This window comes from Clostridium sp. (genome assembly GCF_018372875.1).
Classification (GTDB): domain Bacteria; phylum Bacillota; class Clostridia; order Clostridiales; family Clostridiaceae; genus Clostridium.
Genome location: NZ_JAHAIF010000008.1, coordinates 46,964 through 60,100, shown reverse-complemented (window position 1 = coordinate 60,100; position 13,137 = coordinate 46,964). Strand labels below are relative to the sequence as shown.

The 13,137-nt window shown below is 30.7% G+C and carries 15 protein-coding genes and 1 riboswitch; of the genes, 2 read left to right on the top strand and 13 right to left on the bottom strand.

All coding sequences use genetic code 11. The features are described from left to right. Window positions 1-44: 44 nt before the first annotated feature. The 8 genes from KIB46_RS04565 to thiD all read right to left on the bottom strand — a co-directional run bounded on the left by KIB46_RS04565 (window position 45) and on the right by thiD (window position 7,851). The gene (locus tag KIB46_RS04565) at window positions 45-1,439 is read right to left on the bottom strand and encodes an aspartate ammonia-lyase (RefSeq protein ID WP_156561114.1); all 1,395 of its coding nucleotides are present in this window, start codon (window positions 1,437-1,439) and stop codon (window positions 45-47) included. Window positions 1,440-1,689: 250 nt separating this feature from the next. Next, window positions 1,690-2,982, bottom strand: coding sequence for a Sapep family Mn(2+)-dependent dipeptidase (locus KIB46_RS04560; RefSeq protein ID WP_291671002.1), 1,293 nt, complete (start codon window positions 2,980-2,982; stop codon window positions 1,690-1,692). A gap of 25 nt (window positions 2,983-3,007) precedes the next feature. After that, the gene (locus tag KIB46_RS04555; protein ID WP_291671001.1) at window positions 3,008-3,529 is read right to left on the bottom strand and encodes a GrdB-related putative oxidoreductase; all 522 of its coding nucleotides are present in this window, start codon (window positions 3,527-3,529) and stop codon (window positions 3,008-3,010) included. Between the two features lie 18 nt (window positions 3,530-3,547). Next, window positions 3,548-4,897, bottom strand: coding sequence for a PTS cellobiose transporter subunit IIC (celB, locus tag KIB46_RS04550; RefSeq protein WP_363290178.1), 1,350 nt, complete (start codon window positions 4,895-4,897; stop codon window positions 3,548-3,550). Between the two features lie 36 nt (window positions 4,898-4,933). Then, a complete protein-coding gene (locus KIB46_RS04545; RefSeq protein WP_027098449.1) occupies window positions 4,934-5,257 on the bottom strand; it encodes a PTS sugar transporter subunit IIB in 324 nt (107 codons plus the stop codon). Between the two features lie 329 nt (window positions 5,258-5,586). Then, window positions 5,587-6,210, bottom strand: coding sequence for a thiamine phosphate synthase (gene thiE / locus KIB46_RS04540; protein WP_291671000.1), 624 nt, complete (start codon window positions 6,208-6,210; stop codon window positions 5,587-5,589). Next, on the bottom strand, window positions 6,197-7,030 hold the full coding sequence (gene thiM / locus KIB46_RS04535; protein ID WP_291670999.1) for a hydroxyethylthiazole kinase: 834 nt from the start codon (window positions 7,028-7,030) through the stop codon (window positions 6,197-6,199). Before thiM ends, thiE begins: the two co-directional genes overlap by 14 nt. Continuing rightward, entirely contained in the window at window positions 7,030-7,851 is an 822-nt protein-coding gene (gene thiD, locus KIB46_RS04530) for a bifunctional hydroxymethylpyrimidine kinase/phosphomethylpyrimidine kinase (protein WP_156561137.1), read from the bottom strand. The genes thiM and thiD overlap by 1 nt, the downstream gene beginning before the upstream one ends. Window positions 7,852-7,909: 58 nt before the next feature. Continuing rightward, window positions 7,910-8,022, bottom strand: a riboswitch (TPP riboswitch). A 148-nt stretch (window positions 8,023-8,170) separates the two neighbouring features. On the opposite strand from thiD, the gene KIB46_RS04525 reads away from it, so the two are divergent. Beyond that, the gene (locus KIB46_RS04525; RefSeq protein ID WP_156561119.1) at window positions 8,171-8,335 is read left to right on the top strand and encodes a rubredoxin; all 165 of its coding nucleotides are present in this window, start codon (window positions 8,171-8,173) and stop codon (window positions 8,333-8,335) included. A gap of 103 nt (window positions 8,336-8,438) precedes the next feature. Continuing rightward, complete coding sequence (locus KIB46_RS04520) at window positions 8,439-9,788, top strand: [Fe-Fe] hydrogenase large subunit C-terminal domain-containing protein (RefSeq protein WP_291670998.1); 1,350 nt, start codon at window positions 8,439-8,441, stop codon at window positions 9,786-9,788. Between the two features lie 37 nt (window positions 9,789-9,825). On the opposite strand, the gene KIB46_RS04515 is transcribed toward KIB46_RS04520, so the two are convergent. The 5 genes from KIB46_RS04515 to KIB46_RS04495 form a co-directional block, all read right to left on the bottom strand. Next, window positions 9,826-10,749 (bottom strand): MerR family transcriptional regulator, encoded by a 924-nt coding sequence (locus KIB46_RS04515; protein ID WP_291670997.1) that lies wholly within the window; start codon window positions 10,747-10,749, stop codon window positions 9,826-9,828. Between the two features lie 69 nt (window positions 10,750-10,818). After that, the gene (locus KIB46_RS04510; RefSeq protein WP_156561122.1) at window positions 10,819-11,448 is read right to left on the bottom strand and encodes an HAD-IA family hydrolase; all 630 of its coding nucleotides are present in this window, start codon (window positions 11,446-11,448) and stop codon (window positions 10,819-10,821) included. Between the two features lie 24 nt (window positions 11,449-11,472). Then, window positions 11,473-11,922, bottom strand: a complete 450-nt coding sequence (locus tag KIB46_RS04505) for a hypothetical protein (protein WP_291670996.1) — start codon at window positions 11,920-11,922, stop codon at window positions 11,473-11,475. A 5-nt stretch (window positions 11,923-11,927) separates the two neighbouring features. Then, entirely contained in the window at window positions 11,928-12,278 is a 351-nt protein-coding gene (locus tag KIB46_RS04500) for a hypothetical protein (protein WP_291670995.1), read from the bottom strand. Window positions 12,279-12,362: 84 nt separating this feature from the next. Continuing rightward, window positions 12,363-12,878: a GNAT family protein gene (locus KIB46_RS04495; protein WP_291670994.1), complete on the bottom strand. Its 516-nt coding sequence runs from the start codon at window positions 12,876-12,878 to the stop codon at window positions 12,363-12,365. Window positions 12,879-13,137 lie beyond the last annotated feature (259 nt).

Sequence of the window (13,137 nt, the reverse complement as noted above, 5' to 3'; positions counted from 1 at the left end):
GCATTAGCAGATAAAAATTTGCTAGCGATAACTCCTTTTTTTAATTAATGATTTATAGATATTTTAGCCATTTCTCTTGTATTTAGTATCTTAGAAACCTCAGTTTCATTTATATCACACTCTTCAAGAACAACTTCTTTAACATACTTTCCTGTTTTCAAAGCTTTCTTTGCTATAGCAGCTGACTTTTCATAACCTAATATTGGTGCTAAAGCTGTAACTATTCCTATACTTCCATCAACTAAGTTGTTGCATCTCTTTTCATTAGCTTCAATGCCTTTAACACAGTTCTCTATAAATGTTTCTACACCATTAGTTAAAATAACAAGAGATTCATATAGATTATGAATTACTATTGGATAGAACGCATTTAATTCTAATTGACCACTTTGTGTAGCCATAGTAATTGTTAAATCATTGCCCATGATCTGGAATGATATTTCTTTCATTACTTCTGGCATTACTGGATTAACCTTACCTGGCATTATTGAGGAACCATTTTGCCTTGCAGGTAATCTTATTTCTCCAAAGCCTGCTCTTGGTCCTGATGACATTAAAATTAAATCTCCAGCAATCTTACTTATATTAACTGCACAAACCTTTAATTGTGATGATACCTCAGCATATTTATCTAAATTTTGTGTTCCATCAACAAGGTTTGATGATTGTATTATATGTTCATCAAATATATTGCTTAATTCTAAAACTACAGAATCTATATACTTTTCATTTGCTGTAATTCCAGTACCAACAGCTGTACCACCTAAATTCACTTCTAATAATGAATCCTTAACACTTTCTAATCTTTTTACATCTCTTCCTATTGCCATTGAAAAAGCCTTAAATTCTGAACCTAAACTTATAGGTACTGCATCTTGCATTTCAGTTCTACCCATTTTTATAACATCTGTAAATTCTTCTGCTTTTATATTAAATTCATAGGATAGCTTTATTAGTTTTTCAATACAGCCATTTAAAAGTTCATAAGCTGTAAGGCTTGCAGCAGTAGGAATTACATCATTTGTAGACTGTCCCATATTTACATGGTCATTTGGATGTATTGGATAATACTCCCCTTTGCTAAATCCAAGAATCTCATTGGCCCTATTTGCAATAACCTCATTTATATTCATATTTAAAGATGTTCCAGCCCCACCTTGAATTGGATCTATAATAAATTCATTATCAAACTTACCACTATATACTTCTTCACAGGCCTTAACTATAGCCTCTTTATATTCTTCTTTAAGTTCTCCCACATTACAATTTGTAATAGCACAAGCTTTCTTAACAACAGAAAGATTTTTTATAAGTTGCTTATTGATTGTTTGACCACTAATTCTAAAGTTTTCATGCCCTCTTAAGCTTTGTACTCCATAATAAGCCTTACTAGGTACTTGTTTTTCTCCAATAGAATCTCTCTCTTTTCTAAATTCCATAACTATTCCTCCTAAGAAAATAAAGATTTTTCTTTCTGAAGATTTAAATAGCAAAACCTGTGCCAAAACACTGTATATACCTATTTATCCTATTTTCTAAGTACTTTCTGTAGTAATATAAAGAAGTGTGTCAAAAACTTCTACTTCAGCCTTTATAAAAACACACTAGTCATTAAAATAATACACTTTTTTCATCCATACCATAGGTCCTAAAACTTGTTTTTTGTGTTCTGTGATGGCGCTTTAATTCTTAGTTTGCTAGTCCTATTATAGCTCTAACATATATCTTTGTAATATTTATAAGATCTTCAATTATCATATATTCATTAGAATTATGAGCAATTCCTTTTTGACCAGGAAAAGAAGGACCAAAAGCTACTATATTAGGCATTACCTTAGCATAAGTTCCACCTGTAGTAGTAACAGGGGTACCATCTTCTCCTGTTACCTCTTCATAAGCATCCTTCATAACATTTAGCATTTGAGCATTCTTATCAAAGAATACAGAATCCATTCTTCTATTTTCTATAATAGAATACTCTGATAATACACCTATTATTTCCATTATGCTTTTGTAGCTATATGACATTGGATATCTAAACACAACAGATAACTTAAGCATGCCATCCTCAAGCTTTAAAGAGTAAGGGTTAGTTACTAGACTGCCTGATATTTCATCCCTACATTCTATACCTATGTTGCTTAAATCATAATTCTTGTGAAATACTTTATATATAAAATTAAAAAACTCTCTTTCTTCTTTGCATAAAGAGGTTTCATATCTTAAGCTTTCACATAAACTTGTAATAGCATTAATACCACTTTCAGGTGCATTTCCTGGAGCTGTTTTCCCCCTATTAGTAATAGATTTACCATCTTTAAAATCAACTTGAATAAAATCTGGAACCACATTACTTCTAAATCCACCATTAATTGATTTAATACCAGAATCACTTAGTTTTTTACTGCATATAGTTATATCTAAAATTCCCCTTTCGCCATAAACAGCAGGAAACTTACAATCAGGAGTAAAACCTGAAATTGGTGGTTTTTCATTAATAAGATAATATGGAATATCTTTAAAACCTGTCTCTTCATTTGAACCAAATATAATTCTTACTCTTTTAGAAAGTGGAATATTAAGATCTTTTACTATTTTTAATGCATATAGACAAGATATTATAGGACCTTTATTATCTAATACGCCTCTACCATAAAGCTTTCCATCTCTTATATCCATTTTAAAAGGTGGTGTTATCCAACCTTCTTCATTAGCAGGTACAACATCTACATGTCCAATTATACCTACGTAATCTTCTCCATCTCCATACTCTGCATACCCTATAGCATTTTGGATATTTTTAGTCTTAAAGCCCATCTCCTTTGATATATCTAAGGCTTCAAATAAGGCTTTTTTGCTAAATTCTCCAAAAGGAGCATCTATACAAGATGCTCCTTCAATGCTAGGAATATTTACAAGTCTCTCAATGGATTTTATCATATCCTCCTTATATTGAAGGATTTTTTCATCAATCTTGTTCATAAATATCCCCTCTATACTAGGTCTACTAGAAGCAAACCTTATTTTTTAATTCATCTACATTTTCATTGTTAGCTAACTTAATAGCCATTTTACATATATTTTCAATAGATTCATTTAAGCCGATTCCACCCTTTTTAGGAGTTTTAACAACTATTACTCTATCTTTATACTTTTCAGTTCCTGGATTTTCTACAGACATAGCTGCAAATGCAGGAATCCCACTATTATTATTAATTTCCTCAGCTAATCCTCCTGCCATTTCTCCAAAGTTTGGATAATGTAGAGCTGGTCCACATACAACTACATCAGGACTAAGCTTTTTAACCATTGCTACAAATTTCTTTTTAACTTCTTCTTCATTATCTCTATAATATAAATCACCACAGTACAATGTTGAAATTATTTCCCCACCTAAATCAGTTAGGAATGGTTCCATCATTTTACCAGGTCCAATAGCTGTCTTCTTTCCTGCTGGTGGTATATGAGCATTTTCATCGCTTCCCATACCTGCTTGTACATGATTTAAAATTAATAATACTTTCTTCATCTATAACATCTCCTAAGTTTATAAAGTTAGATCATCAAAATCTATATCATCATCTTCGTCATTTGCTGCATTTACTGCTTCTTCTTTTAAGTATTGCTTATCAAGCATCTTAATAAATGGAATATAAAGTACAACACCTAAAATTATTAATATTAATTGTAACACTGAACCTTGCCATCCTGATACTAAGAAACCTGAAATTACTGGTGGAGTTGTCCATGGAATTTGTACACCATTTGTAAGTGGAACTAAACCAGCTGTCATACAGAAATAAGTAATAATTATATTGATTGTTGGTATTAAAGCAAATGGAATTAACATTAACGGATTTAACATAATTGGAAGACCAAATATAATAGGTTCATTTATACCAAAGACACCTGGTAAAAATGATAATTTACCCATTTGTTTAATTCTTTGGCTTCTACAAACTATGAAAATAGCTATTATTAAAGATAAAGTTGACCCTGCACCACCAAATGTTGCAAACATATCTTGGAATTGTCCTGTAATTATATTTGGTATTTCTTGGCCAGCTTTGAATGCATCAAGATTTTCTACAGATAATGCCTTTAAAATTGGATTAAATACTGCACCAACCACACTTGAACCATTTATACCAAAGAACCAGAATCCATGTAAGAATAGATATGCTATTACCATTGCAGGTAAAGTATTACCTAATTTTAATAATGGAACTTGTAAAATCTTAAATATGAAATTGTGTAAATTGCTATAACTTGTTAATGTAAACACCCAGTTAATTAAGAAGAATACTGTCATAACTATAGCAGCTGGAATTAAAGCTTCAAAAGACTTAGCAACTGTTGGTGGAACTCCTGCTGGAAGTTTTATAACCCAACCTTTTTTAAGTATCTTAGCAAATATAGTTACCGCAACAAGTGCTACTATCATACCAAGGAATAATCCTTTTGAGCCTACCCAATCTAGTGGCACACAAGAAACATCATATGTTATATCGCTTCCCTTTGGCGTAAAGGTTCTTGAAAATGGAGTAACTATAAAGAATGCTACAAGACCTGTTACTGAAGCTTGTATAGCATCAATATCTAACTCTCTACCTAAACTATAACCAATACCAACAACTGCAAGTATAGTCATTAAATCAAAAGTTGCTGAAACAGGAACTGAAAGCTTCGCTGCCCAACCTTCACCTAAAAATCTTGCAATCATTTCATCCCATCCTGGTATTGGGAAGTTAGCAATAAGTAGGAATAGCGAACCTACTATTAATAAAGGTGTAGAAATTAAGAAACCATCTCTAATTGCTATTAGGTATTTATTCTTACCGATAACTTCTGCAAGTGGCATTAATACTTTTTCCATCTTTTTCATTATAGTATTCATTGATTTACCCTCCAGTTCTTTAGATACTATTAAATTTTACTTTGAATTACCTTTGATTAATCTTATTGCTTGCTTTAGCACCTTTTCTCCGTCCATTGCACCATAAGATGCCGGTTCAATTGGAGCTATTGGAATATTTAATGGTATACAATCCTCTTCAATCTTATTGAATAAGAATCTAACTTGCGGTCCAAGCAAAACACAATCTGGTCTCTTTTCATTGATTAACACATGTGACTTTCCAGCTGGAAAAGCTTCAATATGAATATCAAGATTGTGCTTATTTGCAACTTCTTGCATTTTTGAAACCATTAAACTAGTTGACATTCCTGCTTCGCAGAATAAAAATATTTTTTTCATTTGTATAACCTCTCTTTCTTTTTACATTTAAATGTAATTCTTATGCTCTTTAATAAAGCAAGAATTATGCCAACATCTAATATTCAATTTTTAAGGTATTTTTTCAACTCACAAAACAATCTGTATCAATTTTTCAATACATTTAATAGTTCTTTCATTTGTTAAATAACCATAGTGTATCATTTTTCAAATTTAACAACACACTTTAACATCTATAAAACACTCTTTTTTATCGATAACCTTTACAAAAATATTATATAATGGTTTCTTAAATATATAAAGAAAAAACACTGCTATGCAGTGCTTAAAATATGTAACTAAAAGCTTATTTATTCTTTGAACCTATATAACATTTTTTCTGCAGCTCCTTTAACATCTTCCTTACCTAGTATACAAGATACAACTGCAATTCCATGAATATTACTTCCCTTAAGTTTAGTAACATTATTTTCATTTATACCTCCTATGGCTACAACAGGGATATTAACTGATGCAGTAATGCTAGATAAAGTTTCATAAGATACATCTCTTGTATCTTTTTTAGTTGATGTGCTAAAAACAGCTCCAACACCTAAGTAATCTGCACCATCCTTCTCAGCTTTTAAAGCTTCTTGTAAAGTAGCAGCAGATACCCCTAGTATTTTGTCTTTACCTAGGATCTTTCTAGCCACCAAAGCAGGTAAATCCTTTTGACCTATATGAAGGCCATCAGCATCAATGGCTAGTGCAATATCTAATCTATCATTAATTATTAGAGGTACATTATACCTTGAAGTTACTTCTTTAACCTTAATAGCTATTTCATAGAATTCTCTAGATGTAACATTCTTTTCTCTTAATTGAACTAAAGTTACTCCACCCAAAATACTATCCTCTATGCATTTTATTAAATCTCTTCCGCTTAAAACATCTCTATCTGTTACAAGATAAAGTGTATAATCAACACTCTTCATTTATTTTACCTCTTTTCTCAATTACTTCCTTTGATAAATTGTAAATATTATCCATAAGTTTAACCTTAAAAGTACCTGTTCCATCACCTTCTTTTAGACTTTCATAAGCTAATTCTCCAGAGATACCCATAGAAACAACTCCACTTAAAGCTGCTATAAGGTTGTCCTCATGAGTTCCTAAATACGACCCAATAAGAGAGGAACACATACACCCTGTTCCTGTAATCTTAGACATTATTTTATGTCCATTTTCCACTGTATAAATCATCTTTCCATCCGTAACAATATCAATTGCTCCTGTTATAACTATTATTGAACCTACACTTTTAGAGAAATCCTTTGCTAAAAGTTTACCTTTCTCTAATTCATCCTTTATAGAAGTATCATCTAAGGAATCTACTCCTTTAGTTTTTGTATTAATTCCATATAAAGTCTTTATCTCAGATAAATTTCCCCTTATTACTGCTAATTTAATATTATCAATTATAGTTTTTGCTACTTTTGTCCTATATGGTGTAGCCCCTGCCCCAACTGGGTCCAAAATAACAGGAATTCCAACTTCATTAGCCTTCTTTCCAGCCTTAAGCATACATTCTACCTTTCTAGAATTTAAGGTACCTATATTTATTACAAGAGAAGATGCTATAGAAGTCATAGCCTCAACCTCATTTATATCATCTGCCATAACAGGTGACCCACCAATGCTTAAGGTTATATTAGCACAGTCATTCACAGTTACATAGTTAGTAATATGATGTACTAAAGGTGCCCCATCTCTCACCTTTTCTAATAAATCACCTATAGAAACTTTTATATCCATTATTCTATCACACCACTTTTATTATATAGTTCATAAAAATGGTTTGTAGGTCCAACACCCTTACCTATATCTAAAGAATGCTTAATTGCAACTGTAATATATCTCTTTGCTTCACTTATTGCTTCTTCCATAGATAATCCTCCTGCAAGATTTGCAGTTATTGTTGAGGATAAAGTACAACCTGTTCCATGGGTATTCTTTGTGTGAATTCTTTCAGAAGTATAATAATGAAATTCTTCTCCATTAAAAAGCACATCTATAGCTTCACCATCTAGGTGTCCACCTTTTAGTAGAACATTCTTACATCCCAATTTAATTAGTTCCTTACAAGCTTCACACATATCTTCTTTTGTTTTTATATTTATAATTGATGATCCTATTTCTTTAAGAATTTCTTCAGCTTCAGGAATATTGGGTGTTATTAAATCTGCTAGTGGCAGTAGATTTTGAATTAGAGTCTTCTTAGACTCAGGTTTTAGTAAAGAAAACCCACTTTTAGAAATCATAACTGGATCTATTACCAAATTAGTTGGTTTATATTGTCTAAGTTTTTCTGCAATAGCATTTATAGTTTCTATCTTGGAAACCATCCCAATCTTTACTCCATCTACCCTAATATCAGTAAATATTGCGTCAATTTGATTCTTTATTATTTCATCATCAATATCTTGTACACTAAATACTCCTTGAGTATTTTGAGCAGTTACTGCAGTAATCACACTCATCCCATAAACATAATTTGCACTAAAAGCTTTTAAATCTGCTTGAATCCCTGCTCCACCACAGCTATCAGACCCTGCAATTGTTAAACAATGTTTCATCATAAATTCCTCCTTAAAGTAAAAAATGTACAAGCAGAAAGATGCTTGTACATTAAAATCAAATTACATTAACAACTTCCTACGCTGGTATTAACCAAACAGGTTCCTAGGGTTAGAAAGTATACGGCTTTCACTCTCAGCTTACCAATTTAAGCCCCCCTGTGTTTCTATTATCTAAAACAACTTTATCATAATATACCATTTTTCTCAAGTCCAGTAATATTTCAATAATTTATATATATTTATGAAAGTAATAGTACATAATCAATATAAATGCATATACTTTTATTAAGTTTATAACGAAAAAGGAGAAAATGAAATGAAACAATATGTTTGTTCCATTTGTGGCTATATTTATGACCCTGAAATAGGTGATGAAGATAATGGAATTGAAGCTGGAACACCATTTGAAGATTTACCTTATGAATGGACATGCCCAATTTGTAATGCTACAAAAGAAAGTTTTGAAGAAGTAATTGAATAATTAAATCATTCTATAAAAGAAACTCCAATAGGGGTTTTCTTTTTTTGAATAAATATTGTATTTTTACATATACTAATTTATAAATTTCCAGTAGGAGGGTATTATGCATAATAAATATAATGATTTATTTGATACATTAGTTAAATCTTATTATGAAGGTGATTTTGACAAAACTTTAAACAGAATTATTACTTGTCATGAATCATCTCCACAGGAAACATTTGAAATTATAACTTCTCTTTGTGGAGTAAAAATAGAATTTGACAACAACTATTTATATAACTTAAAGAAAGCTATTACCCATTATACAGTTCAAAAAAAGGTTGTAGAAAAACTTCAATGTTGTAGTGACGATTCTTGCAAGGGTGATGATAATAAATATAACTGTCAAAGAGCCTGTCCTTTTGATGCAATATATTTTGATAATGAAAAAGGAAGTACAGAAATAGATGGGGATAAGTGTTTAGGTTGTGGCATATGTGTAGATTCATGTAAATCTGGAAGAATATTAGATAAGGTTCAGTATATCCCAATAATAGACTTAATAAAAAATAATAAAACTGTTATTGCAGCTGTTGCCCCTGCTATAAGTGGTCAATTTGGTGACGATGTAACAATGGATCAACTAAGAGCTGCCTTTATTCAAATGGGCTTTACGGATATGGTAGAGGTAGCTTTTGCAGCAGATATTCTAAGTATCAAAGAAGCTGTTGAATTTAATAAACATGTAAAGAGTCCTAATGATTTAATGATTACATCCTGTTGTTGCCCTATGTGGGTTGGAATGCTTAAAAAAGTATATAATGAATTAATTGATGATCTTTCTCCTTCTGTTTCCCCAATGGTTGCAGCAGGTAGAATTATTAAGAAATTAAATCCTGAGGCCAAGGTTGTTTTTGTTGGTCCTTGTATTGCTAAAAAAGCTGAAGCTAAAGAAAAGGATGTGGCTGGTGCTATAGATTTTGTACTTACTTTCCAAGAGGTTGATGAGATTTTTAATGCTATGGACATAAGGCCAAGAGATTTAGAAGGAGTACCAACTAAGGAATATGCATCTAAGGGTGGTAGATTATATGCAAGGACTGGTGGGGTATCAATAGCTGTACATGATGTACTAAAGGAACTATATCCTGACCAAATAAAGAATTTTAAAGCTATTCAAGCAAATGGTGTAGTTGAATGTAAGAAGATTTTAAATTCTGCCTTAAATGGAGAAATAAATGCTAGCTTCCTTGAAGGAATGGGTTGTGTTGGTGGATGTGTTGGTGGCCCTAAAGCTAATGTTCCTATTGCTAGAGGAAAGGAATCTGTAGATAATTTTGCTAAGGAATCTGCAATTCAAGTGCCTGTTCACTCTGATACCTTGGATGATGTGTTAGGTAGATTAGGAATAGAGTCTTTAAAGGACTTTGAAGATAAAGATAAAATTCAATTATTTGAAAGAGAATTTTAGAAGGAGTAAACACTGTTATCATCAGTGTTTACTCCTTTTATTCATCAACTCTAATTATTTTATAGTTTTCATCATATTTTATTCCTAGTTCTTTAGATAACTTATCATTTATAAGGTTAAGCTTTTCGCTATATTCTCTATATTCCTTACTTAACACCTTCATATTAGGAATAAATACTTCATAATATCCACTTTCTTTGTAGAAGTTCATAAGTTTTTTCTTGAAATTAAAAAATGGATTCAAAGATGGTAAAAGTGACCATTCTTTTTGTTTATCTACGTATCCTAATAGCTCTTTCTTATACTCTTCTAGTTCTTCTCCTTGGGCTTCTAATAATGCCTCCATCTTACTTTTTGTAGCTTCGTATGTTTTCTTTCTAATTTCATCACTGGAATTTTCTAGCCCCATTTGTATGAACTTAGGTATTTTAAATTGTGGTATATTATCTAGAAAATCAACTATATTATGCCATGCTTTAATTTTTTCTATAGTATCTAATGGTTCGTTTAAGTATGGTGAAAAATGATATGCCATATATTCTCCAAATTCCTTTGGGAAAGCTCTTTTTAGCTCACGCTTTATAAATTCCCCACTCTTTTTTTCCTCTTGAATTATTTCATCATTTAACTTGGATATTTCATTAATTGACATATCTCCCTCTATTAATCTTTCCAGATAAATCTTATCTATTTTTAGCCTGATCTCTTTTTGCTCTTTCTCTAGTACTATTTTATTTAGTATATCTTTTTTGTCATTAGACTTTAATATAGTCATAATGTCCTTTACTGAAATATCTAGCTTTCTATATAATGATATCTCTTGTAATATCTTTATATCTTCATTGCTATAATCCCTATATCCATTGCTAAGCTTACTTGGGGTTATAAACTTTTCCTTTTCATAATATAAAATAGCTTTTTTAGTTAAACCAGTGCTTTTACATACCTCATTAATTAACATATACTCACCTCTTAAGATACATAATAGAGTACTCCCTAAGGGCATAGTCAACTATATTATTCAATCTTTTTATATTAATATGTATTTTAATAAATCTAATGGGGTATCTAAAAGATAATCTCCTTGAATTCCATCAATTGATGCTGCTCCCCATTTAGCTAGGGCAAAATCCATATTTGCTGCTTTAGTTGCTTTATAATCTGATAATGTATCCCCCATATATATGCATTCTTCACCATTTAGATCTAATGTATCACAAACCTTAAGCAGTGGATCTGGATAAGGTTTATGTCGTTCTGTATCTTCCGCAAGTACTGTACACGAAATATATTCTTCAAGACCTGTTGGAGAAAAATCTATTTCATACTGTTTTTTCATTTTTGAACTTGCAATTGCACATTTAATTCCTAATTCGTTTAATCTAGGAATAAGTTTATTAAAACCTTCATAAAGTGTTGCTCCTTCTTCAAAGCTATTTACATATTCTACCCATTTAGCATAGGATTTTTCAATATCCTTAAATCCTAATTCTTCTATTGTCTTTATTCCTGGATAAGCCATATATTTAAGTAGGTCATTATAAGGAATAAAAATATTTAACTCTTCTTTTACTAACCTTTGTAAAGGTATCATATTCATTCGTTCTGTATTTAACACTGTACCATCTAAATCAAATATTACACATTTGTATCTCTTCATAAACTTCATCCTTCATATTTAAATTTATTTTAAAGTGTTAACAAGTACTCTTCTAGCCTTTGGTAACATATCTGTTTTTATCAAAAAGTTCCATACTGGCTCAAACTTCTTCCATGCTCCTGCATATGTAAAATGCTTTAGTTTCATTTTTAATTCTTCATGATTTTTTGAGTCCTTAAATATGTTACTCCATTTATAGAATTCTTTATAAGCTTCCTTATATCCTTTTTCCATTTCCTCTTTTGTTATATTGGGATGATTAAACGTTAAATGTCTTGTATCATACTTTCTCCAATCTTCTGTAATTATCCTATTAGATTTTTTCATTTCTTCAAAAATTGGAGTTCCTGGATATGGAGTTAGAATATGATTTGTTACTGTTGTTATTCCATTATCTATTGCCCATTCTGTTGTTCTAGCAAAAACGTCATTTTTATCATCATCAAGTCCAAATATAAAGCTTCCATTTATCATTATTCCTATTTCATAAGTCCTATTAAAACCACATCACAATGCTTTTTAGCTTCATATGGCAATGAAGTTGCATGTAGTCCTCCTAATGCCACAGTTACCCCTTTATTTCTATAATGGTCTGCTATTTCATATGCCCTATATGAGTTAGTAATATATGTTTCAATGCAAACTAAATCTGGAAAATCATCTAACTTTAGAATTTCAATATGTTCATCTACTATTTCTATTTCATCTTCTTCACCGCAAAAAGAAGCAAGCGTAGCTAATCCAAGTGGAGGAAATAAAGAATACTTTATTGGCCTCCAGTATGGACTTTTAGCTTCTTCAAGTGCAGGTAAAATAAACTTAATTTTCACCCTTATTGCCCCTTATATCAATTTATTTATTACTATTTTAGGATGAAAAAATTACTTTTTAATATTTTATTTCTTACTTATTCCTTAAGCTATGAATTCTCCCTCTAAAATAGACATTAAAATAACATCGTGGTATTCATTTTTAAAGAATAATCCATCTCTTTGACGTCCTTCCTCTTTAAAACCAACCTTCTCATAAGTCCTCTTAGCTCTTTTATTATAATCAAATACCTCTAATTCAACTCTATGAAGCTTTAATTCTTCAAAAGCATATTTTATAGTTTCATATACTGCCCTATACCCTATCCCCATACCAAAATACTTTTTATTAAATAGAGCTATTCTAAAGCCACAGATTCTACTCTCAAAATCTATGTCCATTAATGAAGTTTCTCCAATAATTTTACCATCTCCTATAATTAAGAAATGTCTCCTTTCCTCATCATCAACAAGCTTATCTACAAATTTATCAATTATTTTAAAGTCAACTTTTTCTGTAGTAGCTGTATAATGAAGCATTTCTTCATCTGGATTTTCAAAACCTGCCTTCCAATACTCTTCTTTATCATTTTTTTCTATAAGTCTAAGTTTTATATTCATAACATTCTCCCTTTTATCTATGATAACCATATGCTACCATAGAAGTCATACAATTGGCTATACTAAATATAGGAATGTTAAAAAGGTGTAGAGGATATTTATTTTGCTTGTTCCGTCGCAAGCTCCAAGTCACAGAAAAATAAATATCTATTCCCTTCTTACTTAAGGTAAGGAAAATATAAAATTACTATCCTTTATTTTATATTTTTTAATATTAAACTTTAATAATACCTTTGATTTATAGCTAATTGAAATTTTA

Bases quoted from the DNA above. Each gene is read 5' to 3' on its own strand.
- KIB46_RS04565 (WP_156561114.1), bottom strand. From the start codon at position 1,439: ATGGAATTTAGAAAAGAGAGAGATTCTATTGGAGAAAAACAAGTACCT.
- KIB46_RS04560 (WP_291671002.1), bottom strand. From the start codon at position 2,982: ATGAACAAGATTGATGAAAAAATCCTTCAATATAAGGAGGATATGATA.
- KIB46_RS04555 (WP_291671001.1), bottom strand. From the start codon at position 3,529: ATGAAGAAAGTATTATTAATTTTAAATCATGTACAAGCAGGTATGGGA.
- celB (WP_363290178.1), bottom strand. From the start codon at position 4,897: ATGAATACTATAATGAAAAAGATGGAAAAAGTATTAATGCCACTTGCA.
- KIB46_RS04545 (WP_027098449.1), bottom strand. From the start codon at position 5,257: ATGAAAAAAATATTTTTATTCTGCGAAGCAGGAATGTCAACTAGTTTA.
- thiE (WP_291671000.1), bottom strand. From the start codon at position 6,210: ATGAAGAGTGTTGATTATACACTTTATCTTGTAACAGATAGAGATGTT.
- thiM (WP_291670999.1), bottom strand. From the start codon at position 7,030: ATGGATATAAAAGTTTCTATAGGTGATTTATTAGAAAAGGTGAGAGAT.
- thiD (WP_156561137.1), bottom strand. From the start codon at position 7,851: ATGAAACATTGTTTAACAATTGCAGGGTCTGATAGCTGTGGTGGAGCA.
- KIB46_RS04525 (WP_156561119.1), top strand. From the start codon at position 8,171: ATGAAACAATATGTTTGTTCCATTTGTGGCTATATTTATGACCCTGAA.
- KIB46_RS04520 (WP_291670998.1), top strand. From the start codon at position 8,439: ATGCATAATAAATATAATGATTTATTTGATACATTAGTTAAATCTTAT.
- KIB46_RS04515 (WP_291670997.1), bottom strand. From the start codon at position 10,749: ATGTTAATTAATGAGGTATGTAAAAGCACTGGTTTAACTAAAAAAGCT.
- KIB46_RS04510 (WP_156561122.1), bottom strand. From the start codon at position 11,448: ATGAAGAGATACAAATGTGTAATATTTGATTTAGATGGTACAGTGTTA.
- KIB46_RS04505 (WP_291670996.1), bottom strand. From the start codon at position 11,922: ATGATAAATGGAAGCTTTATATTTGGACTTGATGATGATAAAAATGAC.
- KIB46_RS04495 (WP_291670994.1), bottom strand. From the start codon at position 12,878: ATGAATATAAAACTTAGACTTATAGAAAAAAATGATAAAGAAGAGTAT.